Genomic DNA, 24,263 nt, shown 5'->3' with positions numbered 1-24,263 from the left:
ACGGAACGGCGAAGTTCTTCCCGGGAGACCCCCAGCAGCCGAAGAATCTCGACTGCAGGTTGGAGCCACCCAAGCCAAGATCGCCAGCTCAGAGACAAGGAGTTCTGCATGAGCCTTCTGGTGCACACCTTCATAAGGAACGCCGACGGAGACTGGGATCTGACGGAGGACCCGCCCGATGGGGGACACCTCGCCGGAGGGGAACGCTGGCGCACGGCCGTATGGGGGTCGGAATCCGCGCGCGCTCTGGGGGCTCGCTTCCTGCCCCGGCTGGCCAGTGGGGACCTCTACGTCGAAGCGGATGAAGTCGCCGCCTTCCTTGAGGAGTGCATGACTCTTCGGAACAAGAGCGAAACCTTCGTTGCCGGCCTGCGGGAACCCTCTGACCCCGCGCTCCTCGTCAATGTGGAGAGCAAGCTGGACAACTTCATCGCGGCGAGCCGCCGGGCTCTGGAAGCTGGGGGCGAGGGCGTACTCATCTGGTGAGAAGTGCGTGCCCCGGGGTGGCCCACGAGGACCTTCTGGAGTACACGGAGGGCCCGCACCACTCCTTACGGATGCCTTCCTTGGCCATGCTGCGGACTGCCTGTCCGTTCCGTCGGACGTCCCGCTGGGGCACTTTCTGGTCTGAGACCATCAGCAGGACCGTACAACTGAACGCAGGGGTGAAGAACATGATCAATCTGATGCTGCTCGGCGTCGTGGTGCTCGCCGTCGGCGGGTGTGCATGTGTGGTGTGGGCGGAGCGCGGCGGACCCCGCTGGGCCCGCCGCGTGGCGACCGTGACGCTCGCCGTGAGCGAGCTGGTGCATCGCTCCGAGAAGCGCCGACGCCGACGCCAGCGCCTGAGCATGACGCCGACCAACAACAGCGGTCGTGACTAGGAACGGTGCGACCGAGGTCCCGCCCGGCAGCCCTTGGCGCACCGGGCGCACGCTGCTCATCGGTGATGCGGCGCAGGCGGCCTCACCAGCGACCGAGCAAGGGGCCTCGATAACACTGTAGGACGCCGTCGTCCTCGCCAAGTCCCTTCGGGGCACAGCCGATCTGGACAGCGTGCTCTCCCTGTTCGCAACGAGCCCTAGTTGTTCTGTCCGGGGAGGTTGTGGACGGGTGAGCCAGGTCTCGACTGAGGGATCTTGAACAGGTGAGGGCCTTTCGGTTCGGTGTGGATTGCGATGTCTACACCAACAGAAAGGCCCTCGTGCCCCACCGTAATGCACCCCTGACCGAGACCGGACGGCTGCGCCTGGCCCGCTGCGTGGTCGAGGACGGCTGGCCGCTGCGTCGGGCGGCCGAGCGTTTCCAGGTCTCGCCGACGACGGCACAGCGATGGGCTGAGCGCTACCGGCTGTTGGGTGAGGCCGGCATGGCGGACCGTTCAAGCCGCCCTCACACGAGCCCGCGCCGCACCCCGACGCGCACCGAACGGCGGATCATCAAGGTCCGACTCCTGCGCCGGTGGGGCCCTGCCCGCATCGCACACCTGCTGGGCCTGGTGCCCTCGACCGTGCACCGCGTGCTGGCTCGCTTCGGCCTGGCCCGCCTCACCCACCTGGACCGGGCCACCGGCCGGCCCATACGCCGCTACGAACGCGACCGGCCAGGCGAACTGGTCCACGTGGACATCAAGAAACTCGGCAACATCCCCGACGGCGGCGGCCACCAGGCCCCCGGCCGCCCAAGCAGGCCGAAAGACCCGCGCCGGCGCCGGCTACAGCTACATCCACACCGCCGTTGACGACCACTCCCGCCTCGCCTACAGCGAGATCCACGCAGATGAGAAGAAAGAGACCGCCACCGCCTTCTGGGCACGCGCCCAGGCGACGTGGGAGGGGTCGACTACGCAGCGGGACCGGTCGAGCCTTGCTGCGGCGTTCAGTTCGGCCAGTAGGACCTCGTGGAGTCGTTGCCGGACGCCGGCTTTGTTCCAGTCCCGTAGTCGGCGCCAGCACGTCATTCCGGGGCCGAAGCCGAGCTCCTGGGGAAGGTGTTCCCACTGGATATCGGTGTGCAGCACGTACAGGATCCCGCACAGCACCTGACGGTCGGGGATCGGCAGACGCCCGGGGTATCGGAACCGCCGCTGTTTCCTCGGCAGCAGTGGCTCGATCCGGTCCCACAGGTCATCCGACACGATTCACGGCGAAGTACCCATGGCCCGGACAATGTCCAACTGGCCTGTCCAGCACGGCCATCAGGAGCGATACACCTCACTGTGCTAGCCGCTCTTAGGCCGCGTAACAGGTGCCCAGGTTCAGCTGCGCTGGTCCCGCCTCAGAGGGGCTGATGACCGAACCAAGCACGGCTTTCCGGCTGGTTAGGGCGGACGATTGCCAGGATGGCCGGCACGAGCCAGATCAGACCCAGAATGGGCGCTACCTCGAAGAATGCCAGGGTGAAGGGCAGCGCCGTCCAACCGTAGGCGAAGGCGGAGACGCGCAGATTAGGGTGGCGCGTGGGGAACTTCAAAGCGGTAGTGATGCCCCATGCAGCAACCGCAAGCACGAGCACTCCGGCGAATACGATGTTCCCGGAGTGAGCCTCACCTGGCGTGGTGCAGCACGGGGTCGAGGCGTCGCCCTCGCCCCAGATGGCTGTGGCGATAGCCACGCTGTTGGTCAGCAGAGCAAGTCCGAGGAGGGCCTGCATACCGCCCAGGATCATCATCAAGACGCGAAGGCTCTTTACCGGCTGTGGCATCTGCGCCCCTGAGGGGATCCGCCCCTGGCTTAGTGCCCCGGGCCCACTGGGGCCTCCAGACCCAGCCGCCCCTGGGTTACCGCTAGCGCGCGACCGCTGCCAGGGCCGCTGTCCGCCTGGCTCTTCTCCATCGTTCAAGCCCACGCCGACGGTCCTCCCCTGAACGGCCTCGCGCCTGTGCGCCATGGTCCGGCGGCCCATATCAACTGTCCAGCCACAATCCAGCCAGGGCTGCCGCGAAGGGGTTCGTCATCGATATGCGGTGGGCACGACACGCTGGCACGATTCTGCCTGCGGCGACCGCGACGACTTTCCCGTCCCTCTTCCCGCCGTCATTCCCACACCCCGTCACCAGCAGCAATCCTGCTGCCGCGACCGCGACGGCCCCCAACCCACGAGTACGTCACATGCGGGGAGGATCCCACCAGCAACAGGCAAGGGGGAAGGTCCAACCAAATCCGAGGGAACGGAAGCCGTGCCGCATCACCGAGGCGCACCTGCCCGCCCCATCGACCTCGCCCCGGCCGGCACCGGCTTCGACGACGAGGTCCTGGCCAAGCTCGCCGAGCGGGAGAAGCGCTCCGCCCAGCACGAGATCGACCTCCGGCCGCAGAACACCGTCGAGGGCTACGCCGCGGACTGGAAGCAGTGGGAGACCTTCTGCGCGCTGCTCGGCCTGCCGACCACCGCCGCCCCCGGGGCCCTGACCGCGTTCGTCGAGTGGCTGTGGGTCCAGCCCGGCTGGAAGGCCGGCACCTTCACCTCACCGTCGACCATCGACCGCCGCCTGTCCGGCGTGGTTGTCACCGGCCGCACCGAGTACAAGATCACCATCGACGTCCGCGTCTCCAAGGCCAGCCCCCGCAAGGTGAAGGTGCCCTTCGGCTCCCGCCCCTCCACCTGCCCCGTCCGCGCCTGGCGCGCCTGGACCGAAGCCGCCAGCCTGAGCGACCCCGACGGCTACGCCTTCCGCGCCCTGCACCCGCGCTGGCACACCATCATGGACGCCGGCCCCTCCCCCGAAGCCGTCGGCGACGTCACCACCCGGCTCACCGCCCGCGCCGACCTGCCGGTCCGGCACACCGGCCACTCCCCTCTGAGCTGTTCAAAGGCAGGGGAGATCAGAGATGATGCGTCGGCAGGCACGGGCAGTCCAAGGTCACAGAGCGTAGAGAACTCCGTGATCGCGGACGCCCGTGCCTGCGGTGTACCGAACCCGGTCAACATGACGAGACGTCAGCAACCGGGCGTCAGCCGACTACGCCGAAGTCCTGACCGGAGAGGGCGCGGCAGTGCGCGACTTCCGGTTCGCGCTTCATCCAGATGTTGCCGGTTGGGGTCTCCGCTGTTGCGTTGTCGGACCATCCGGTTGACTTCCGCTGCGCTCTTCGAGATGCATGACGAATAGATCGCCTTACCGCGCCGCCACCTCCCCGAAGAGGATATGGGCGATATATGCCGTAACTCTCTTTTAGTTCCTCCGTGCCACCCAACGCACCGCAATGCAACCGCCAGTTGATCTCCAACAGCATGACGAGGGACACTACCTGGCGGATGCGCGTTCCCGGCCGAGTGACACTCGCTCCGACATCCTCCCGTGCAGGTCATCGGAGGCCATCTACCCAAAGATTACTGGGCAGTTGACCTCATGGTTTCGTGGTAGCGTCCTTGTTCGGAGGGACAATGCAACCTGAAAGGGAAATCGTGAACACGGAGAAGATCGCCGCTCGCCGCCTCTCGCTGGAAGAGGTGACGAAGCTCGGCGTGAAAGATAGGCTCTTCATTTCCGCCGACACGGCAGAACTCAAGCTTCCCGACTGCTACGTCCCTGCTTTTCTGACCAAATCCGGTGAGGATTTCGAGGGCGGCTCGATCACGGCGAGAACCGTATTCCAGGAAGAGGTCTCCTGCCTTCCCGACGACGAGAATGAAGCCGGAATCTACTTGGCCGACGAGAACGGCTCGGTGACCATCGAGGTCCTCCAGCCCGCCGGTGTCGTGCTGGACCTGGCACTTTTCGTCCCTGGTGGGGACAAGGGAGCCCTCACGGCCCTTTACGCTGCGGCCCGGCAGGCCTTCGGCGCCGACGTCGTGCAGATCTGGCGCCAGGGCCTCAAGGAGGTTCCCGACGTGAAGGTCGACATCTTCGAGGAGCAGATTCCCCGGGGGCGCAAGGGGAGTGACCGCCCCAAGCGTGACCGTCGCGCGGTCGACACCTACCCCACCCGTGCGGACTTCATCGAGTTCTCCGCGGGGTGGAAGCCGGTCGTTGAGATTCACAGGCCGATTGTTGACGACACCCCGACCATATAAGGCGGCGTTACCTCTCGTTCTCGGCCTGAGAGAACGCCGAGAACGCATGCGCCGGACCCGGTCGACCCCTGAGCGGCCCAGGGAGCCGTCGGAAAATAACTCACGAACGCCGAAGCGCCGTTCCACTCGATGACCTCGCGAGACAGCCCGCCTGACCAAGAGCTCGCACTCCCTTCACTGCAAGTGGTCACGAAACGGACGCCCGCCGACCACGCCGAAGCCCTGTCCAGGAGGTAGCCGCGCAAGGGTCCTTTGCCGATCACTTTGTCTGCCACGACGGCGATCCCATGTACGGCCTCGATCTTGGTTCCAGGGTGCCGTCGGGTTTGCTGACGGCGGGGTACGGCGAAGGCCCGGTGGTGCCGCTCCGGTGAAGGGAACGGCACCACCGGGCCTGACTGAAGGGGCATCACCGCCGTCGATCTCCGACTCGGTCAGCAGCTATGAGCAGGCCGTCAGCCGCGGCGGACAACGGTGAGACGGTCCTTCGCGCCCTGCGGCAGCGTGTGGCGCGGTACCGGACCGGGTGCAGCGAGCGAGGAGGCGAAGGCCGCAAGCAGTTCGTGCGGGACGCTCGCGCTGAAGCCAGCGCACCACAGGTACGGCGCTCCGAGCACGGGCTCCGCCCACGCCTGCCACCCCAGGAGGTCATCGCGCGGGTCGACGTCGTGGACGAGCGACGGCAGCGTCTCCAAGGAGACGCTGGCACAGAAGCCGGGGGTCCGTGGCAGTGGTGCGCGGTCGGTCCAGATCGCGCAGCCAGCCTCGCGCGGTGAGCGCGGTGAGCACCGCCTCCGCTCCCTCGAACCCGGTGTCGGGTGCCTGGTGGGCGTCGAGCGCGAGCAGGAGGTCGGCGAGCGCCTCGTGGGGGACGCCTGCGGTGAAGTGGGCGTTCCACTCGGTCATGGCCGAGGCGGGGTGGGGCGCGCCGACAGCTGCCAGGCCACCGGGAGTCCGCCCAGCTCGAACGAGCAGGCGGCGAGGATCCACTCGGCGCCGCGCAGCCCGTCCGGGCTCACATAGAGCAGGGTGTTGCGGGAGGTCGGCCACATACGCCAGCCGAGCCCGGTGAAGGTGTCGCCGATCCGCTCGGCGAGGGCGTCGTCATCGCCGGCCAGGTGGCGCGGAGTGACCCAGTATGTGGGGTCCGACAAAGCCCTTGTCCGCAAGGATCACCTGCCCGGCCCGGACGAGGTGATGGTCGCGTTCCAGCAGCGCGGTCATCACCTCCCGTTCGTCGAGCTTCGGGTTCGCCAGGCACCAGGACACCGGCATGCCCTCGGCCGTGGTCAGCAGGTACGTTTGGAAGCTCAGCCTCTACGAGTTGCCGGGCACAGCCGCCCCTGTTTCCGGCGCCCCGCGATTGATCTTGGGGCGTACTGGTCCGGGGATTCGACGGGCTGGTGGTTCAGTTAACGCAGGTCGGCCCGTTACTCGTACCGGTACTTCAGCGAATCCGCCTCCGCCTGCTCGACGTCAGCGATCGTCAACTCCGGCATCCGCAGTTGGCCCAGCGTCACCTCGGCCGAGGTCGGCTGGGCGTCCGTCGGCAGCCACTGCTCCGGCTTCCAGGCCCCGCTGCGCAGGAACGACTTGGGGCAGTGCGGGTAGACCTCCTCGATCCCCAGCACCAGCGCGCTGGCCGGCGGCTTGCCCACGGCGGTCAGCTGCGACAGCAGCTCGGGGCGGGTGGAGACGCAGGCCCGGCCGTTCACCCTGAGCGTCGTGGTACGCCCCGGGATGACGAACAGCAGCCCGGCCCGTCCGGTGGCGATAACGTTCTGCAGGGTGTCCAGACGCTTGTTGCCGGTCGCGTCCGGTATCGCCACCGTCCGTGCGTCCAGGACGGCGACGAACCCGGCGGGGCCGCCGCGCGGGGAGACGTCACAGTTGCCCTCGGCGTCCGCGCTGGCGACCAGGACCAGCGAGGAGCAGCCGATCAACCGCCGTGTCTGCTCGGTTAGTTCGGTCATCTGCTTGCGTATGGCCGTGTCCTTGGGCAGCTCGTAGACCCGGCGTAACGCGTCCTGATCGGGCACGGCGTCGAGGCGGAGCGAGTCGAAGGCACTGCTGGCAAGGGGCGTCGTCATGCCACCGACCCTAATGGGCCGACCTGCGACTGCTGACGCCAAGATCCGGACCATGCACGGACCAACGCTCTGCCGACGGCAGTCACCGTTGCTTTCCATCAGGTCAGCGCCAATGGGAGCTCCGTACCACCAGCAGACGAAGAACCTGCTGTGGTGGCTTGCCGAGGAGTGCAGCTCCCTGCCAGTTCCTTGCCGGAGCGCTCTGACCTGGACTAACGTCGTCCGGACCGATACCGCTTTCCTCAGAACTTCGCAGGGGCTAGGTCCTGGTCGGCCTTCTCCATGATGGTGCAGCGGATCCCACGGCGGCGCACAGGTAGGCGCGGTCCTTGCGAGAGGTATACGCCTTCGGCCCGCACGCGATCGTGATCGCACCCTCCGCGTCGGCCAGGGACTGCAGGTGAGTGAGGATCCGGTGCCACTGCCGGCCAGCTGAACCGTCATCATTCACGCAGGGTCCGCCGCGCCTGGCATGTCGATCTTGCGCGACCCGGGCTTTTCATCGTTGTCCACGGCGATGCCGTCGTGATCGGTCTCGAACTCGTGGCATCTTCCTCGGATGGACCCTTGGTGGGTGTCACGGCGGGTTTGCGCGCCTCAGGCCGGCGTCGATCCCGGTCCGGAGCGGCGAGCCCTGTTCCGCGTGCCGGCGTGCGGAGTTGACGTGGTGGGTGGTCATGCCGTCCATCCGGTGTGGTGCAGCCAGTCCTTGAAGGTCATCAGGCCGGGGTGCAGACGGCGCAGGAGGTTGATGTCCCGGTCTCGGGCGTAGAGATCACGGTTGGCGAAGAACTGGAACATTGCTGCGTAGTCGTGGCTGAAGTCGGGCATGGTGGCGTGCAGTTCGTCGTGCGGCATCGGGATGTAGGTGCTGGGGGTGCCCGTGACCTGAGCGAAGGCAGCGGCTATCTCGTCGCCGGTGAGGCTGTCGCCGATCACCGCGAGGTCGCGGGCACCCCAGGACTGCCAGTTGTCAAACATGTGGCAGGCGAACCAGGCAATGTCATCGAGGGCAACGAGGGGGTAGTGGGCGGCGCCGAGGGGGAAATGGAAGGTCAGGCCGCCCCGGCCGTCCGGTCGGGGGGTGAGTCGGTCCCGCAGGTTCTCGAAGTACGGCGCCGTGGTCAGCACCGAGACGTGGTCCGTGTACCAGCCGTCGGTCTCCTTGCGGAGCATTTCCTCCGACCGCATCAGGCCGATGTGGGCTGCGACCGCGGCTTTGCTGTCGAAGTGCGGGACGGGGTGGCCGGTCAGGGATACCGCGCTGTCCAACGAGGACCAGATGAATCGCTCCACGCCGGCCCGCTCCGCAGCGGCCAGCAAGTGCAGCCCTTGTTGATACTCCCCCACGGCGCTGCCCGTCGCGAAGAAGTCGGTGTTGGCGAACACGCGGTCGGCCTGCCCGATCAGGACCTCGAGGGCAGCCGAGTCGGAACGGACCAGTCGCACGCGGTCGGGCGCGATGGCAGCGAGTTCGGTGGCGTGAGCGGACTTTGGGTGGCGGCTGGGGACGGTGACGGTGGCGTCGGTGGTGGGGCCAACAGGTGTTGGATCACGTGGCTGCCCATGGCCCCGGTGCCGCCGACGACGAGGACGTGGGTCATGGCGTTCTTCCCTGTGTCAGGAGGTGTTCGGCCACCTGGGCGTGGGTGGCAACCCAGACGTCGCCGGACTCGCGGATGTGGTCGAGGATCTGGCCGACCATGCCCGCGAGGAGCGGTCGGCCTGCGACGTGGGCATGGATGGTCAGGCGGAAGGCGCCTGGGCCGGCCTCGGCGAGCATCTGGTTCAGTAGCTCACGGTGCAGGTCGCGGTAGGCGTACGGGCCGGCCGCAGCGTCGCGGACGTCGGAGTGGTCGCTGTGCATGAGGGAGACCAGAGGACCGTGAGCGGTGGACAGGAGCTGCGGGAGGTCATGGTCGCCGTGGTCGCCGGTCCAGCGGTAGCCGGCCTCGGCGAGCAGGTCGTCAGTGTGCCTCGAACCGGTGGCGCGCGGGCTCATCCACCCCGTCGGGCGAACTCCGGTGACTTGGCCGAGGATGTCGGTGCAGCGACGGATATTGGTCCGTTCGGCATCGACATCGAGGAGCGCGGGCACCACGTCCTGGGCCCAGGAGTGTGCGGCGATCTCGTGACCCGCCTCGTGCACGGCCATGACGGTCTCGGGGTACCGCTCGGCGACCAGTCCATTGACGCCGACGGTGGCGGGCAGGTCACCGAGGACATCGAGCAGCCGCCAGATGCCGGTGGTGACGCCGTAGTCCGCCCAGGAGGTGCTGTGTGTGTCGTCGATGCCGGACAGCGGCCACGCCGCGGCCATCGGCGCGTAGGCGGGCCAGTGCCCTGGTGACCACAGTTCCAACGCTACGGTGACCAGCGCGACGACCTTCCGCCCGCCCGGCCTGCCGGTTACTGCTCTCATTCGGTTCCCCTGCTCGTTGGCTTCCGCCGTGGACGCTACTGAGGCGGCAGGTACCTCCAGGTTCCTGGCAGTGGGCTACCGTCGGGGCATGCGTGAGTACTCCGGCAGCGTCTTCCTCGCCGACTGCCCGGCTCGGCTGGCGATCGAGATCATCGCCGACAAATGGGCGGTGGTCGTGCTGTTCGCGTTGAGCCGCGAACCGTGCAGGCACGGCGAGTTGGTCGGCCTGATCGGTGGAATCTCGCGGAAAGTGCTGACCCAGACGCTGCGGCGGTTGCAGGGGTACGGGCTGGTCGACCGCCACGCCGAGGCAGGGAAGGCCGAGTACGTACTGACAGACTTGGGCCGGACGCTGGTGAAGCCGATCGCCGTGCTGACTGAGTGGGCTCACGAGCACGGCGCGACCGTGGTGGGATTCCAAGAGTCCACAACGGACTAGGGCGTGTATCGGAAGTGGATCTTGAGGTGGGATGATCTGATTCTCTGGCACGTGGAGATCTGACGGATGCGCAGTGCTCCCACCAGGTCATGGCCACCGTGATCGGCCAGTGGGATCAGGGAAGCGCGGCGTCGGCGGCGGCGCTGGCGGCGCCCCTTGGCCGTCTGGGGTAGGCCGTCGCGCCGCTGATGAAACGCCAAGAGCCGGGGCTCGCGACGGCCGTCGAAGAGGTGTTCACGGCGATCAGCGAGAGCTACGCGGACGAGGAGCGGATCACCCGGGCCCTGGCGCAGTTCCACGAAGCGCTGCGCCCGACCCTGGCGCTCCGGCGCCTCCCTCGCACCAGCGCACGCCCCGGTTCGGTCAGCCGGAGCGAGGGGTCGCTCGTCAGACTGCGCAGCGCCGTCGCCCGGTTGCGGCCCACGCCCGGCCGTGTGCAGGGCCCTGACGGTGGCCGAGAGCGGGTAGCGGGCAGCATTGGCATACCCCGCCTCCCGCAGTTCGGGCAGCACGCTCGGGGAGGTCCGCAGCCGCTCAAGGTCCCGGGACACGGTGGCGGGCTGGGTGAAGTCGGTGGGCCGCGGTGGCCACCGAGAACATCACGCAGGCCGGGGACGGGCTGGTAGAGCACGGGCAGCCCGCATGCCTGGGCTTCGAGGGCGACCAGGCCCATCGCCTCCAGCGTGGTCGAGGGCATGACGAGCGCGTCGTGCTCGGCGAAGGCTCTCCACAACTGCGGGCGGCTCAGCCACCCCAGGTAGCGAGCCCCGATACCTGCCTTCGCAACAGCGGGGCGAGAGCGTGGATCTGGGCCCTGGGCGCGGCGATGCTCAGCTCGATGCCCGGGGCGCCGGCCAGGGCACGGGTCAGGGCCTGGCCTCCCTTCTCCGGGGTCAGCCGGCCCGCGTAGATCAGCCGCAGCGCAAGTCGCGGTTCTCCGGCGCCCGGAGGCGGCGTGGGGCTGCACTCCCCATCTAGGACGTCGGTGTCACAGCGGCCCAAAGCGTGCGGGCATGCGAAAGCCCCCGACCGTGGCCGGGGGCGAAGCGTTCTTACTGTGGTTAGGGGGTGCTTGTGGCACGGGCGTTTTGCGGGGGCGCCCACGACGGGGAGCGTGTAGGTCCCAGGCCGGTGGCCCTCCACCCGGACTTCGCTTCCGCCCCCTGCACCCGCGCCGGCACACCGTCACCGACGCCGGTCTCCCCGGCGTCCCCGTTCGACTCAGGGAAGAGCTAGCCGAACTTCTCCACTGGCTCGGTAAGCCGGAACTCAGAGGCAGCTTGGCGAAGAGGTTATGGAACTTGTTGCCGGCGCACATCTTGATCCGGTCGGTCAGCTCGCTGACCAACCTTCTGCACCTTCTCGGCGAGGTACTCGCATTGATGAAGATGATGACTTAGACGGTGCCCTCCTCGTAAGCGAGGAACCGCACCGGCTCCTTGGCGGGTTCCTGGTTCTGGTGAGGGCCTCCCTGCCCGGCGCCGCCGTCCTTCTGCCTGCAGGCCACCGCTGATCGAACCGTTGCTTCCCGCTCGTGCACCGAAGCGGGGCGGACGCCGGCGCGATCACCGGTAGGTGATGGCACAGGTCACAAGATGCATGCGCATGCCATGCTAATCTGCCGCATCATCGCATGACCGACCGCCTGACCAGCGGAGAGTTGGCTTCTAGTGGCTCCTGTCGGCTGGATGAGGCGCTGAGGGGAAGATATGAACAACGGTAAGAAGAAGCTGGCTGCTGTTGCTGTTTCAGCAGTACTTTCGTTGTCGGTGCTCGGCCTGACCCGGCAGGCGGCGACTGAGTCTCATGGGGCCACCAGCAAGACCGTGGCCACTCAGTGGCCCGGGGCGCAGGGCTTTTCTGTCGAGGTCAGCCCTCGGCGCTGATGGGGAACGGGTCCGCCTTGTTGCAGCCGCGAACCCACGCGGTATGCAACAGGTCGTCGGTCACGCGGGGCGCCCGTGGCGCGGGGTACCGGCGCGGCCGGCCTCATTGCCCTCGTTCAGGGGGCACGCACGACCTGCTCGCGCTCTGTCATGCGTTGCCCCCCTTCGCTCACAGGCGGTTGTCGCGGTCGGTACGGCTCTTGCGGGCGGCGTCCGCGGCCTCCGACCGATACCGGTGATCCGCTCGGTGTACTCGGCACGCATAGTGCGCGGATTCTCCGCCCACCAGTGCTTGAGATCCTCGCTCGCGCGGGCGTACGCCGGTCCTGGATCCGCTAACCGGGTTTTGGCATGTCAGCGCGGGTCAGTGTGAGGGAACCCACCGAACCCGCCACCGTGGTCGCCCGGCCCATGGTGGTCGTGGCCGTCGTGGTCGCCATCCCCGTCATGGTCGCCGCCCGGGCCACCCGGGCCGCCCGGCCTCCGTGCGAAGGTGACCGTGTCGCAGTAGATCACCGGCCCGGGTGTGGTGGGCGGGGTGGAGCCGTCGGGAGGGATGCCCTCGGTTTCGAGGACCATCAGGCGCAACGGGCCGCGACGCCCGCGCGGTATCGGGAGCTGGCCCGTGTAGAAGGGGGTTCGGGAGGACTCCGCGTCGACGGAGGTGAGTTGGACGGTGGTGTCTTCGAGGGTCACCCAGCCGAGGTCATCGTCGTCGACCAGGCTGTTCCGGCGTTGCAGCGTGGCGGTGATCCGCGGCGGCGGGGAGCCGGAAGGGTCCCAGGAGGGCCCGGTGACGCTGACCGACAGCGGATCGCCGGGCGTGACCCTCAGTTCGCGGTCGGGCAGGGTGCGCACCAGGTCGGCGAGAACGACCTCCTTGGAGATCTCCGCTCCGGGGATGGAATCCGGCTGGTAGCGGACCAGAGCGAGCCGGACGAAGGGCAGGCAGGCGTCCCCGGTATCCAGGTCCAGGTCGAAGAACCAGCGGCCGGCCTTGTTCTCGTCCTCGTTCTCTTCCTTGCCGGGCTTCGGAGTGTCAGTTTCGAACTGCGGGCTGAAGCCGACGACCGTGACCGGGAGGATGGTTCCCGACGGCGTGGGGAGGAGGAGCGGGCCGGACCGACGCACCGCGTTGGTGAACATCTCCGGGGTCGGGGCGAAGACCGGCGCGGAACGGTGGATGGGGTCGCGGCCCATCAGGGTGACCAGGGAGTCCCGTGCGGACTTGGGGTCGCCTCCCGGCGGTTCGCCGATGACGACGCCGAGCAGTTCGCCGTCTCCGGACGAGAACCAGGGGCGGTCCACGTACACCCGGATTCCGCGACCGCGCCGCTGGTGGACGATGGGACCGGGCGGCCCGCCGACGTGCTCCAGGGTGAGCGTGGGCACGCAGTACAGCAGTCGGGGAGCCATCGGGCACTCGCTGCTCGGCACCGAGTATTCCTGCGCCTCTCCCTCCACGGTCAGCACGTTCTTGCCGGGCGTGGCGAACTGTGGCGGGAAGTAGTCGGCGAACTTGCTGCCGGCCACTGGGTGGTAGCGCACCGTCCGGTGTTTGGTGTCGCCGAACTCGTGCTTCGCGGGGACGGGCGGGAGCGGGTGTGGCTTGTTGCCCTGGTTGCCCTGAGGGTTGTCCGGGGTCGGGGGGTTGCCTGGGTGTGCCGCCGCGGCCGCGGCCTCCGCTTTCGCCTTGTCCTCGGCCGCCTGGGTGCTGAAGCTCAGGACGCCGTTCTGGAGGAGGTAGGGTTCGGTGCCCGGGACGCCGTTCAGGCTCGCCCTCGCCGTCAGCAGGTCGAAGACCGGGGCGGTCATCTCACGGGTCTCGCGGCCCCCGGCGCCGTCCGTCACCTCGGTCCACTCGGCGATCAGGTCGATCCGGTCCGTGCTGTCCTCGTCCAGCGCGACGGAACCGGCGAGATGCTCGGCGGTCGCCCCGCGTGCACGCGGGGTCGCCGGGGTCGCCAGCGTCAACACCGGTGAATTCAGTGGCTGTTGGACCGCGTGGACGAGTCTCAGTTCTTGCCAGGGGGTGAACATCCAGTGCCGGCTGGCTGCGGCCAGCGCCAGCGTGTCGTCGGTTCTCCGTGCCTCCGCCGCTCTTCTCGCCGCCGCGTCCCCCTCCATCTCCGACGCGAGCCTCGGTGCCGACTCCTGCTGCTCCCGGCACCACCCGGCCATGCCCATGACTTTCTCGTCGAAGTCGATCCTGGAGCACACCCGGACGGTCGCCACGGCGCCCTTCGGCAGGGAGACGGTCAGCACGCGGGACGCCTCGTCGAAGCGCGGCGGCGCGGTGCCTTCGGCCAGCCGCAGCCTCAGGGATTGCGGCCGGTGCCAGATCTCGCCGTCCCAGGGGACCGGGAAGGGCTCCCCGGCGGGCATCCCCGGCAGGTCCAGGAACACGGCTCCCGTGGACAACGGATCGGGGAGGTAGGGAAGTTCGACCTGCTCGCCCGTGTGCAGAACGGTGTTCGCCGGGTTCTTGGGGTCCGCCGCCGGCGACTTGATCGTCTCGACCTGGAGGTCCGGCTGGGACGGGGAGGTGTCGCTCAGCGAGCCGCTCTCCCGTACGGCCAGGTCGTAGACCGCGTTCTGGACGTTGCGGTCCGTGGAGCCGATGGCATCGTCCAGGAGGCCGTGCCACTCGATGCACCGCAGTGACGCCTTCGGTGCCACCACATGGCGTTCGTCCGTGCCTCGGTACGGGAGGTGTCCTTCCGCGGTGACCAGTGACGACCGGTTGAAGTCCGCGGCGTACTGCTCAGCCGTCCGGCCGGCTCCGGTACTCGCCACGGTCCCGGTCCCAGTGCCGGTACCGATGCCGCAGTCGACGGCGAAGCCTCTGTTGCGGCCGAGTTTGGTGAGAGATGTGCAGCCGGGGATGCCATCAGCATCGCTGCCCGTGAAGCCCTGGGCACGTTGCTCCTCCGCGTAGGCGGTCTTGGTCTCGTTGCGGAAGATTCCGTCCGCGCCGTGGGGAAGGGAGCGGCCGTTGTCCAGGAGGGCCTGCTGGACGATGCGCACCTCGTCGTTGGTCTTGCCGAACTGGACATTGGCCAGGTGGACCGTGACTTGTGTTCGGGCTCCGGCCGGGGGTGGGCCGGCCCCCGGGCTGCTCCGGATGACCATCCGGAAGGGCGAGGCGCCTTCCCCGAACGGGAATCTGGGCACCACGGCGGGCGCCAGGACGGACTCGAACCTCTGGAAGGTCAGCAGCCCGGCTTCGTCGGGGAGCATCAGGGCTTTCCTGTCCTTCAGGCCATCGGGGGCCGCTCCGTCCGTGCCGCTGCCGGCCAGGTCGACCAGGGCGTCGGCCTCCGTCATGTCCAGGCCGTTTCCCGCGAGGTCCACGGTACGCAGCCGTACCCGGTACTCGTGGCCGAACCGTAGCTTGGGCAGGCTGCCGGGCCGCACCTTGGGCGTGATTTCCAGGGGCAGTTTCGTCTCCGCCTGGTTCTTGAGCGGCACCGGCTTGTTGGGGGGCCGGCTGTCCTCGGCCGAACCGTCGTCGGTGTCCAGCACCAGGCCCGGCCGGGGCGCGGAGAGCGACCATCCGTCCCAGGTGACCAGCTGCTCGGGTACGTAGAGGTGGTCGGGGTTCACGGCGTCGCGGGGTGGTGTGGCCAGGTGGGCCTGGAAGAAACCCTCGTCCGAGGCCGTGAGCAGGACCGGTCCGCCGCGCGCCTGCCGGTACTCCACCTCGCGCTCGTGCAGCGAGAACCACTGACGTCGTGTCTCGTCCCAGATGTCGAGCCGGTGGCCCCGGATCAGGTTCTGGGCGAACAGCTCGGGGGCGGGCACCTCATCCTCGGCGGCGTGCGGGGCGGCGGCTCCCGGAATCTGCGGGGCGGGCGTCGAACCTTGTGCTCTCTGCTGATCGACCACGCGGGTGAAGGCCGCGTCGTGCTCGGCTGCCCGCGCGAAATCCTGCTTGAGGGTGCCCAGCCGGTCGTTCCTGACCAGGCAGAGCCCATGGGTCCGTACCGGGGCGAGTCCGGTGGCGTCCTTGGCGGGCGCGATCATCTTGCCTGCGGCGGCGTCGATGTCAGCCGGCTCAACGGTGAATTTTCCCTTCAGCTCCACCAGGCCGAGGGACGGTGACGTCAGCGGGCCGTTGGTGACGGTCGAGGCCCGGGAGACGAAGGCGCGGCGGTCCGGGAGGAAGACATAGCGCGTGCGAGGGGACACGTTGTGCGACCCCTTCGTGCCCTTGCCCAGTTCCGGCGTCCAGTGGGGAGTCACCTTCAGGAACCGCTCGCCTGAAGAGACGGGGATCAGGTCGGCCGGCAGGAGGAAGTCCAGAACGAGTCCGAGTCGCCTCAGCAGCGTGGGGTGATCGCCGAGCCAGGTGAGCATCTCGTGGAAGTCGGGATCGTGCTTCTTCGGTGGCGGCGACGGGGGCGGCTCTTCACCGTCAACGGTGGGCGGCCTGTTGAGCTCGATCGTATGGAAGCTGTGCAGGTCCGCGAGCTCAGGAGGCATCGGCATTTCGTCCTCCGTGGGGGACGCCGGGGGCACGTCCCCGGGCCCCGTGCCCCCGGTGGCTCTTGGGGCTTCGCCCGTTCTGGGGTCGCCGGTCGACCCGTCGCTCGATGGGCGCATCAGGTCCCTGGTGCGGGGCGGTGTCTCGGGTGAATTCATGGCCGCTTCGGCGTACTTGCCCTTGGTGAAGCCGCTGACCTGCTGGGTGGAGTAGGTCTCGCACGCCTGGTCCGTATGCCGTTCGAAGACGTAGGGATCGAGCGGCGTGTCCACACTGAAGAGGCTCTTCCACAAGTTCACATCAGGGAGCGGGGCTTGCGGCTTCAGCGCGGTGACGAAGGGCGTCGAAGGGGCAGGCGTGTCGGAGGTCTCGGAGACTTCGTCGGTCGTGGGGGGCTCGGAGGTGCCCTCTCCGGTGGCAAAATCAAAAGTGGCGGGCGTGATCTTGTCCGGCCAGTGGACGAAATCGGGGAAGTGGGGGGCCAGCGTGGCGCGCTTCGTCTGGTCGTCGGACGGGGCCGGCCCCATCAGCCGCGGGGCGATGAACACCGACACCTTGACGTGCCTGCCGTCGTCCGACAGTCCGGCCGGGAGAACGGTCCAGTTGATCTGCTGTTCGAAGTCCATGGTGGTCTCCACGCGGCTCGCTCACGCGGCGTACGCCGCGCAGTACTCCGGCCAGTCCTGATCCTTCGAGAAGCATTGGGCGAACGTCGGGTCGCCCGGTGCGCCGGCGAAACTCCGCTCCATTTCGAGTTGGACGGACTTGCTGAAGAAGGCGATCCGTACGCTGACCGTGAGGGTGCCCCTGCCGCGGACCACCGACTGGTGGGTCTCTTTGTTCTTCTCGTAGGTGAGCTCCAGATAGAACTCGACGGACACTGTCACGATGCCAAGCACCGTCAGGAAGCCGTTGCACCGCAGGTAGCCGCTGAGGGAGACCGCGTTATTGTCGAGCTGGAAGCGGATGCCCGCCATGATCGACACCCCGCCGCTCGCGACGCCGAGATTCAGCGCCGCTGCGCCACCGAACTCGATGGATCCCTCGATCTCCTGTACACCGCTGGCGTCCACCAGCATGGAGAAGTAGCCGCCGCCACCGAACAGGGAGACCGTGACGTTGAAGGGGTGCTTCTGCTCGGAGACCGAGAAGCGGAACGCGACCGGCTTGCCGTCGAAGGGGATCACCAGCTCGGCCGACAGGGTGACGTTCGACAGGGTGAAGACGCCGACGCCGATGGCCGGAAGGGCGAGTTTGTAGCCGGCACGGAGGCCGGTGGTCTGGACATCGATGAACGCGCCGGGACCGAAGACATCAGCGGGCAGCGCGCTGCGGAGGGAATTGATGAACTCCAGCGCACTGCTGAACTTCAGCTCCACACCGGAGGCCGTCACATCGGGCTTCTGCCCTGGGCTGGTCTTGAACTTCAGCTCGTCGAATTCCACTCGGGCGATGTCAAAGAAGTCCAGCGCGAAGTGGCTCAGGCTGCCCTGCACCGTGGACTTCTCGACGGCTTCCGTCGAGCGGACGGTCCGGGCATCCAGGATCAGCGAGGCCTTGGACACGTCGAGGAGGGCGGTCGGGTCCACCCCACCGCCTGCCGTCGTCGGCCGTTCCAGCGGCGGCTTCCACACATACCGCAGTTCCTTGCCCTGTTGTCCGTCCACCAGGTCGCGTATGCGCAGCACGGGCGCGGGCAGCTGCCTTTGGGGGTTGTCCAGAATATCCTTGATCTGGTTGTCGTCGAGCTGCTGCAGTGCGCCGAGTTGATCCTTGACGAGGCCCTTCAGGTATGTGCTGAGGTCGATACCGAGCAGTTGGGCCCCGCCGAAGGCATCCCTGATGGTTTTGATGGGTGCCGCGTCGAGGACTGCGCCGGTGGTGGGGTCCGTCTTGATGACGTCCGGGATGACGCCTGCCCGGCTGGTGATCGTCTTCACCGCGGAATTCGGGCTGGAGAGTCCACCGGCTTGCTCGGCCCCGAAGGTGAGGCTGAGCGGCCTTTGCAGATCCAGGTACGCACCCGCCGGATGTCCCTGCATCGTCTGCTGGAGATAGGTGGCGTTGAACTTGACCTCGAGATCACCGGCGTTCGGGGTGAACTGCTCGACGGCGGGGACGCGTACCGCCGCGGCGGAAACGTGGGGCTGGCCCACCACAGGGGTGCCATCCTGGGTGCCGAGCGCGAAGGTGCCGAGCCCGAAGGTGAGGGTCCCGACCGCATGGCTGGTGCTGCCGAAAGCGTCGGCGGGCGGCTCCGCCATGGCCATCACTTGACCATGCATCTCCCGCCTCAGGCGCTTCTCCATCATTGCCTTCATTTCTTCTGTTGGCGTCGCCGGGTTGTACAGCCTCGTCAACTGCTCCTGTTCATCGGTCAGTCCGTCGGGCACGAACACCAGAGGCATGGTGAAGCTGACCTTGCGCCCCTCCGTGTCTGTGCCGATCAGGGTGAAATCGAAGTCCTTACCGGAGTCCTGAAGGTTCACCCAGAAAGCCACGTTTTGCGGGTTTTCCGTCCGAGTCTGGATCAGTGGAGTGACCCGGTCCGTGATGCGCAGCGTGCGGAACGGCATTTCGCGTCCTGCGTGCTGGAAGCCGGTATGAGCTCCATACTCGACCTCCGGCTGCTTGACGACGATGTACTGCTCCTTGTGCAGGTACGCGACGATTCCGTCGTCCGCGCTCGCGATGAACCACCGCCTGGTTTCCGTCACGAGGAGGGACTCGTGACCGGTCGACAAGCTGCCGTGTATCACGACGCGGACGTACTGGTCACGCCCCAGCCCCGTGATGTGGTCGTACGCCACCACATTGGGGAAATGACGCCCGACCTTCCTGTACCGTTCCCGCTCCTCGGGGGTATTCGGCGGACTCTCCCATAGGCCGTGCAGGTGGACCGAGGAGCCCTGAGGCGTGACGATGAACTGCTCGGCATGCAACGGCGCGCTGGGTACATCGATCGGCACGTCGCCAGGCGGGACCAACTCGGCCCGGCTGCTGAGGGTGACGAGGTCCGCCATGTTGTCGGCAGTGATCGGACTGTTCCCCGGCGGTGCCCCCCGGTCCCCGGCCGTCGCAAAGGCCCGCAGCCGCACGTCGCCGTCCCGTTCACCGTGCAACTGCAACCGGGCGTGCCACAACGCGGTCCGGCCGTCGGCCTGTTGGGCTTGGGGGCGGACGACCCAGTCCACGGGGTCGTCGTAGGTGAGGAACAGTCGGGTGGGGAACTCGATGACGCTTCGGGGAAGGCCCTGGAAGACCGTCGTTCCCGGCGTGTCCGGGCTCTGTGGGCCAACGACGGGCACCGTCATGGGCACCAGGCGCGCCCAGCCGAGCAGCGCGTCCAGCGACAGCTCCAAGCTGTCGATGTTGTCCGGCACCGAGAAAGCCAGACGGGTCGAGCCGGCGGTGACTGCCTTCATGGAAGCAGTGACCTTCAGATTCAGGGGGACCTCTTCCAGCACATGCTGCGGCGGCAGCCCCGCGAGGACGAACGCGGGCTGCGCCCGGTTCTTGCGCACCAGGCGGCGGCCGTCGAAGCGCAGGTTGACCAGGGCGATGTCGACGACGAGCATGTCCGCCGGCCGCACCACCCGGAACGGCCCCTCCGCAACGTCCACCTCGTGCGGCGGCTCAGGCTCCGGGGGCCGGTCGGGGCCGGGAAAAGGCCCCGGGCCTGGATGCGGACCAGGACCGTGAGGCGGGCCGTGAGGCGGGCCGCCGAATCCCCCGAAGCCGCCACCGCCGGGCCCCTCGCCGAAACCATCGCCCCGGAAGCCACCACCGCCGCCGGCGCGATCGCCGCCGCGGTCGCCGTGGTCATCGTGCTGGCCATCACCGGGATGGTCGCGCAGCTCTTCCCCGAGCCTCAGAGAAACAGGACGGCGGATACGGAAGGACATGAGGAACGCCTCACCCGAGCTCATGAAACTGGTGAAGGGTCATACGAGGGGCGAGGTGCGCCGTAGGCACCTTCACCTCTCTTCCATGCTCACTCCGGTGACGGATGCCCGCCACTGGGGGCGGAACGGGCAGCTCCCGATACCGGAGCTTCCGCTACGGGTCAAGGAATGCCAAGGAAATTGAGGAGGGTCCGGCGCACCATGAACGACATCGCGTTGTGGCGGTCGTTCAGGTTCAGCAGGTTCTGCCAAACGACGAGGAATTGCTGGCCGGTGTCGTTGTGGGAGAGGATGGTCGCCTCGGAAGCGACTACTCCCCCGGCGTTGAGGGGCCCCAGTCCAATCTTCGAATGAGTGATCGTGAAACCTGCGCCGAGGCCATTGAGGCCCGGCCGGGCTCCCGTGGTCATGAAAGAGCGGTCACCGACAGACTGAGCGCCGGCCAGGAGGTCACGCATTTCGGAGGCAATACCGTCAACGCTGCGCGAGTCCAGTGTTGCGCCTTCGATGAGCAGTGCGAGGAACCTCGCCATATCGATGGTCGTGGTCGCCTGCGCCGAGTCGCCGTCATTCATGGAGGGCACCCGCACGGCAGGGAAGGGATCGGGAGGACCGGGCTTGAACGTCCCGGCCAGCCAGATGCCCCGATTCGCGGTCTGGTCGAAGAGGCCGGCATTTGCCAGCAGTCCATTGATCCAGCTGTACCCGAGCGCTTTGATCGTGGCAGCGGCTTCGCCGTTGTTGCTGGGTACGATCATGCCCAGCACGTGTGCCGCAAAATCGGGGCTGAACGACATCAGGCATCCGCCACTCGCGAGGCCCTGCGGCGAATCGAAGATCCTGGGGTACTTGGGCACGCGCATCTGCTCGGTGATGCCCGGTTCGCTCAGGAAACGCGGTGCGGCTTTCTGGATGGCTGCATTGAAGGCCGACTTCAAGTCGTTGAACACCACGTTCGCCGAGCAGTCGCCTTCGGTGACGGCAAAATCGGAAGCGCTCTGCCGCAACTCAAAGGCGGCGAGCATGGCCGCGACCTTCAGCAAGCTGCCCGAGAAATGCATCTCCCTGTCACGGAAACCGGCATAGGCGAAGGACGGGGAGGTGCTGGTCGGGTTCCGGACCGCCGCCACCGAGATGGGGCATTTCAGGTGTACACCCAAGGCGGGAAACGTCAGGCCAGTCTGCGCCTGTGCTGCTGTCAGCGCCGCACTCATCCCCAGGTCTGGCGTCAAAAGATCTGGCAAGGGGTCGGGAAAAAGCATTGATGCCTCCTCATCGCCCTCCCCCCAATTATCTGCGCACATGACGATCGTAATAGCCCCTCGGCCGGGCGGCAAAAGCAGCTCAACTCTGCCCTGGCCCAGGCGAATTACTCCGTAGGGAGACTCACCTTACCGGAATTCCCCGCCGGCGAAGGTGAGCAGGTACAACCTCGTGCTGCGGGCGCCGAGTAGAGCAGCGCGAGACGCCACGGTGGGCGCTGCACCAGGTCCTGGAGCATCGTGCCGTAGCTGTCGGCGTACAGGACGCCTTCCACAACGACGTGGAAGCCGTTGTCCAGGGCGTAGCGGGCGGTGAGATCGATCAGGCAGGGAAGCGGCGGAGGTCGCAGCGCATGACGGCAGCGACGCCGATGGTCCCCTCGTCGAGCGAGCTGCCGGCCAGTACGGGCACGTTGGCGTGAAGCGCCGGGGCGTGGGCAGGGGTGGGCGTGCCGGACACCTGCTACCAGGGGGCTGCGCGGGCCGTGGGCGGCCTTCAGCAGGTCGGCAGCCGACTGCCGCGCAGGCAGGCCACGACGGCGCCGGCGGAGCCTACGCCGGTGGCGGACACCGTGCCGGCCGGCTCGGCCTCGGCGACGGGGCGGGAGGCCAGGCCGCAGGGGGGCGCTGTGGACCAGGGCGCGCGAAGAGCCTACGCGACCCGGGGGCCACGAGGTGGGCGCAGACGCTCAGGCCGTCGGACGATAGGCCGCCCGCGGTGACGTTCGTCGTGGCCCCACCGAACGCCGCCACATTTGCCCTGGTCCAGCGCGGGCGGCCTGCTGGTCCGTGAGGCCGTAGTCGCCAGATCCGCTATCCGGGGCCTCGGCTGTCAGGCCGAGACGGGCCAGGTAACCGTAGGCTCCCAGGCGGTAGTTGGCGGTGACGACGACCCTGTCGTCGGCCCGGGCCAGGCGGGAGGCGCCGTGGTTCGCCGCACTCCCACGGCGAACGGCACCCCGAGGAGGCCCGTCCCCAGTTACTGACATTGAACTCGTGATGGCGGCCAGGGCTCGGTCATGATGTGTTGAGTGTCAGGCCGGTCTCAGTGAGGCAGCCGTGCAGCAGGCGCGGGCGGTACTGGATCTTCTTCAGCTTGCGTTTCAGCACACGGGCCAAGTGGTCGAGGCCGGCGGCGGCGAAGTTGTCCAGTGACCGCTTCACCAGCGACCACACGCCCTCGGTCGGATTCAGATCGGGCGCGTACGAGGGTAGTTGGAACACCGTCAGCCATGCCTTGTTCTCCGCGATGAAGTCAGCCAGTTCACCGCACAGATGGACAAGGAGGTTGTCCCACACCCACACGATGGGGCCGCCGAGCGGGTGGTGGACCATGACCATCAAGTCGGGTATCCGGTCCAGGCGAAGCTCTTACGTTCCCCGTTGCGCCCGCGCCACATGTGCAGGCGGTAGAACAGATGGGCTCTTCCGCCGGGTGTGAAGCACACCACCCCGGCAACGGAGGCCCATCCTCGGTTGCCGCCGCGTGCCCGCATCACAGCAGTCCGTCCGCGTGGTGCCCACGTGCGCGCCTTCGGCGGCCTCAGACCCTGTCCCGCCTCATCCTCGAAACAGATATAGGCGCCCAAGTCCGCCGCGGCGCTTTTACCCGCGGCCACACCTCGGCCTTCCATACCTCGATGGCCGCCTCGTCACGTTCGATGGCCCGATGGACGGGAACCCGCGCGGACCAGCCGTGCCGGCGAAGCAGCTTCCACACGCCCTGGACAGGGTATCCGATGCGGAACATCCGCCCGATCAACGTCCTGACCCGCGCCAGCGTCCAGCCCTGGCCCTCATCCCAGCCATGGGCCAGCGGACCGCGTCCCGGCTCCCGTTCCAGACGTTCCCACTGCTCAGGCGAGATCCGCTCGGTCGACATCGGCCCTTTAGACCGCAGCGCCGCCAGTCCGCCCTCGCGCCAGGCCCGCCGCCACTTCTCCACCTGCCGCTTACCCACCCGCAACCCGGCCGCGATGCCGGCGCTCGTCTCCCCTCGCTCGAATCGCGCACCAGCCTCCAACCGCACCCGCTCACGGGCCAGTTATTCCTTCGGCGTGAACCCACCACCCTGCGCATACCTCATACAGACGGCATACCGCAACGATCACGAACGTCACTACCTGCCGCCATCACGAGTTCAATGTCAGTAAACCTTGCGAACCCGCGAGCCAGGCCGGCTCTGCGGCAACCGGGTGACCACCCTCGGACCTGTACGACGCGCCGTCCATGCCCAAGGAGCGTCAAGCCGAGCGGCCAGCCGGAGCCGGTGCCCGGCGGTCAGTCGGCAACGCCGTGCACGGCGATCACTTTCAGGACCTCGGCGACGACCAGGTACTCACCGGGTACAGAATTACGGCGTCCGTATTCCTCGGCACGCTCGGATCCCATGTAGCGGGCTCCGATCCGAGTTGCCCAGCTCCGCAACCGAACCGGATCCTCGTCCAGTTCGCGAACCCGTGCGTGCAGGGTGACGAAGGAGTAAGGCGGGCACTCCTCGTCCACGCACAGGGAGAATTCCGGGCGCCTGACCAGGGCTCGTCCTTTGACTGAGGCCGACCAGGTGGTGAACACCAATTCGTCACGGCCGGAATTCGGTTCGTTCAGCAGGAACCAGACCGGTGTCACGTGCGCCAGACCTCCGTCACGCACGATCCCCAGTTTTCCGGTACGTGTTCCCTCGGTAAGCAAGGCCCGCCATTCGTCACGTTGCATATTCCTCACGGTCGTTCACTGACCCCTCGGCTCGTCGGGATG

At 67.6% G+C, this 24,263-nt stretch carries 15 protein-coding genes and 8 pseudogenes; 7 read left to right on the top strand and 16 right to left on the bottom strand.

Translation table 11 applies throughout. The features are described from left to right. Positions 1-108 precede the first annotated feature (108 nt). The 3 genes and pseudogenes from K7396_RS34755 to K7396_RS34740 all read left to right on the top strand — a co-directional run. A complete protein-coding gene (locus K7396_RS34755) occupies positions 109-486 on the top strand; it encodes a hypothetical protein (protein WP_086715688.1) in 378 nt (125 codons plus the stop codon). Between the two features lie 188 nt (positions 487-674). Next, the gene (locus tag K7396_RS34750; RefSeq protein WP_086715752.1) at positions 675-884 is read left to right on the top strand and encodes a hypothetical protein; all 210 of its coding nucleotides are present in this window, start codon (positions 675-677) and stop codon (positions 882-884) included. A gap of 320 nt (positions 885-1,204) precedes the next feature. Beyond that, positions 1,205-1,826: pseudogene (locus K7396_RS34740) on the top strand (helix-turn-helix domain-containing protein); the annotation flags it as partial. On the opposite strand, the pseudogene K7396_RS34735 reads toward K7396_RS34740, so the two are convergent. Together K7396_RS34735 and K7396_RS34730 are read right to left on the bottom strand one after the other, a co-directional pair. Beyond that, positions 1,826-2,140, bottom strand: a pseudogene (locus K7396_RS34735) (transposase); the annotation flags it as partial. The pseudogenes K7396_RS34740 and K7396_RS34735 overlap by 1 nt on opposite strands. 137 nt (positions 2,141-2,277) lie before the next feature. Further along, complete coding sequence (locus K7396_RS34730) at positions 2,278-2,673, bottom strand: hypothetical protein (protein ID WP_143589028.1); 396 nt, start codon at positions 2,671-2,673, stop codon at positions 2,278-2,280. A gap of 505 nt (positions 2,674-3,178) precedes the next feature. On the opposite strand from K7396_RS34730, the gene K7396_RS34725 reads away from it, so the two are divergent. Continuing rightward, positions 3,179-4,111 (top strand): site-specific integrase, encoded by a 933-nt coding sequence (locus tag K7396_RS34725; protein WP_174886983.1) that lies wholly within the window; start codon positions 3,179-3,181, stop codon positions 4,109-4,111. Positions 4,112-4,407: 296 nt separating this feature from the next. Further along, entirely contained in the window at positions 4,408-5,016 is a 609-nt protein-coding gene (locus K7396_RS34720; RefSeq protein ID WP_086715692.1) for a hypothetical protein, read from the top strand. A gap of 455 nt (positions 5,017-5,471) precedes the next feature. On the opposite strand, the pseudogene K7396_RS34715 reads toward K7396_RS34720, so the two are convergent. The 5 genes and pseudogenes from K7396_RS34715 to K7396_RS34695 all read right to left on the bottom strand — a co-directional run bounded on the left by K7396_RS34715 (position 5,472) and on the right by K7396_RS34695 (position 9,528). Further along, a pseudogene (locus K7396_RS34715) lies at positions 5,472-6,134 on the bottom strand (DUF317 domain-containing protein). Between the two features lie 28 nt (positions 6,135-6,162). Continuing rightward, positions 6,163-6,324, bottom strand: a pseudogene (locus tag K7396_RS34710) (IS982 family transposase); the annotation flags it as partial. 122 nt (positions 6,325-6,446) lie between these two features. After that, complete coding sequence (locus K7396_RS34705; protein WP_086715693.1) at positions 6,447-7,106, bottom strand: MSMEG_1061 family FMN-dependent PPOX-type flavoprotein; 660 nt, start codon at positions 7,104-7,106, stop codon at positions 6,447-6,449. 675 nt (positions 7,107-7,781) lie between these two features. After that, entirely contained in the window at positions 7,782-8,555 is a 774-nt protein-coding gene (locus K7396_RS34700) for an NmrA family NAD(P)-binding protein (protein ID WP_435837633.1), read from the bottom strand. Positions 8,556-8,706: 151 nt separating this feature from the next. Next, positions 8,707-9,528 (bottom strand): polysaccharide deacetylase family protein, encoded by an 822-nt coding sequence (locus K7396_RS34695; RefSeq protein ID WP_086715695.1) that lies wholly within the window; start codon positions 9,526-9,528, stop codon positions 8,707-8,709. Between the two features lie 88 nt (positions 9,529-9,616). Here K7396_RS34695 and K7396_RS34690 point away from each other — a divergent pair, with 88 nt between their 5' ends. Beyond that, the gene (locus K7396_RS34690; RefSeq protein WP_086715754.1) at positions 9,617-9,967 is read left to right on the top strand and encodes a winged helix-turn-helix transcriptional regulator; all 351 of its coding nucleotides are present in this window, start codon (positions 9,617-9,619) and stop codon (positions 9,965-9,967) included. A gap of 422 nt (positions 9,968-10,389) precedes the next feature. On the opposite strand, the pseudogene K7396_RS34685 reads toward K7396_RS34690, so the two are convergent. Next, positions 10,390-10,915 (bottom strand): annotated as a pseudogene (locus K7396_RS34685) (glycosyltransferase); the annotation flags it as partial. Positions 10,916-11,676: 761 nt separating this feature from the next. On the opposite strand from K7396_RS34685, the gene K7396_RS34680 reads away from it, so the two are divergent. Then, complete coding sequence (locus tag K7396_RS34680) at positions 11,677-11,853, top strand: hypothetical protein (protein ID WP_158101076.1); 177 nt, start codon at positions 11,677-11,679, stop codon at positions 11,851-11,853. Between the two features lie 354 nt (positions 11,854-12,207). Here the strand turns inward: K7396_RS34680 and K7396_RS34675 are convergent, their stop codons facing one another. The 8 genes and pseudogenes from K7396_RS34675 to K7396_RS34635 form a co-directional block, all read right to left on the bottom strand. Further along, a complete protein-coding gene (locus K7396_RS34675) occupies positions 12,208-16,965 on the bottom strand; it encodes a hypothetical protein (protein ID WP_143589029.1) in 4,758 nt (1,585 codons plus the stop codon). A gap of 21 nt (positions 16,966-16,986) precedes the next feature. Then, positions 16,987-20,244 carry a hypothetical protein gene (locus tag K7396_RS34670; RefSeq protein WP_158101077.1) on the bottom strand — a complete coding sequence of 1,086 codons (3,258 nt, stop codon included), beginning with the start codon at positions 20,242-20,244 and terminating at the stop codon, positions 16,987-16,989. Positions 20,245-20,405: 161 nt separating this feature from the next. Continuing rightward, positions 20,406-21,506: a hypothetical protein gene (locus K7396_RS34665; protein WP_086715702.1), complete on the bottom strand. Its 1,101-nt coding sequence runs from the start codon at positions 21,504-21,506 to the stop codon at positions 20,406-20,408. A 193-nt stretch (positions 21,507-21,699) separates the two neighbouring features. Beyond that, positions 21,700-21,931 (bottom strand): annotated as a pseudogene (locus tag K7396_RS36090) (kinase); the annotation flags it as partial. A 127-nt stretch (positions 21,932-22,058) separates the two neighbouring features. Further along, complete coding sequence (locus tag K7396_RS36085; protein WP_143589033.1) at positions 22,059-22,316, bottom strand: carboxylesterase family protein; 258 nt, start codon at positions 22,314-22,316, stop codon at positions 22,059-22,061. Continuing rightward, positions 22,292-22,495, bottom strand: a pseudogene (locus tag K7396_RS36080) (carboxylesterase family protein); the annotation flags it as partial. The gene K7396_RS36085 and the pseudogene K7396_RS36080, both read right to left, overlap by 25 nt. A gap of 28 nt (positions 22,496-22,523) precedes the next feature. Next, a pseudogene (locus K7396_RS36120) lies at positions 22,524-23,550 on the bottom strand (IS630 family transposase). Between the two features lie 236 nt (positions 23,551-23,786). After that, complete coding sequence (locus K7396_RS34635) at positions 23,787-24,221, bottom strand: PPOX class F420-dependent oxidoreductase (protein WP_086715704.1); 435 nt, start codon at positions 24,219-24,221, stop codon at positions 23,787-23,789. Positions 24,222-24,263 lie beyond the last annotated feature (42 nt).

This window comes from Streptomyces angustmyceticus (assembly GCF_019933235.1).
Lineage (GTDB): Bacteria > Actinomycetota > Actinomycetes > Streptomycetales > Streptomycetaceae > Streptomyces > Streptomyces angustmyceticus.
This window is presented reverse-complemented; position numbering and strand designations above follow the sequence as displayed.

What these genes read in the sequence shown, in the direction of transcription:
- K7396_RS34755 (WP_086715688.1), top strand. Translation starts at nt 109, where the DNA reads ATGAGCCTTCTGGTGCACACCTTCATAAGGAACGCCGACGGAGACTGG.
- K7396_RS34750 (WP_086715752.1), top strand. Translation starts at nt 675, where the DNA reads ATGATCAATCTGATGCTGCTCGGCGTCGTGGTGCTCGCCGTCGGCGGG.
- K7396_RS34705 (WP_086715693.1), bottom strand. Translation starts at nt 7,106, where the DNA reads ATGACGACGCCCCTTGCCAGCAGTGCCTTCGACTCGCTCCGCCTCGAC.
- K7396_RS34695 (WP_086715695.1), bottom strand. Translation starts at nt 9,528, where the DNA reads ATGAGAGCAGTAACCGGCAGGCCGGGCGGGCGGAAGGTCGTCGCGCTG.
- K7396_RS34690 (WP_086715754.1), top strand. Translation starts at nt 9,617, where the DNA reads ATGCGTGAGTACTCCGGCAGCGTCTTCCTCGCCGACTGCCCGGCTCGG.
- K7396_RS34680 (WP_158101076.1), top strand. Translation starts at nt 11,677, where the DNA reads ATGAACAACGGTAAGAAGAAGCTGGCTGCTGTTGCTGTTTCAGCAGTA.
- K7396_RS34675 (WP_143589029.1), bottom strand. Translation starts at nt 16,965, where the DNA reads ATGGACTTCGAACAGCAGATCAACTGGACCGTTCTCCCGGCCGGACTG.
- K7396_RS34670 (WP_158101077.1), bottom strand. Translation starts at nt 20,244, where the DNA reads ATGTCCTTCCGTATCCGCCGTCCTGTTTCTCTGAGGCTCGGGGAAGAG.
- K7396_RS34665 (WP_086715702.1), bottom strand. Translation starts at nt 21,506, where the DNA reads ATGCTTTTTCCCGACCCCTTGCCAGATCTTTTGACGCCAGACCTGGGG.
- K7396_RS34635 (WP_086715704.1), bottom strand. Translation starts at nt 24,221, where the DNA reads ATGCAACGTGACGAATGGCGGGCCTTGCTTACCGAGGGAACACGTACC.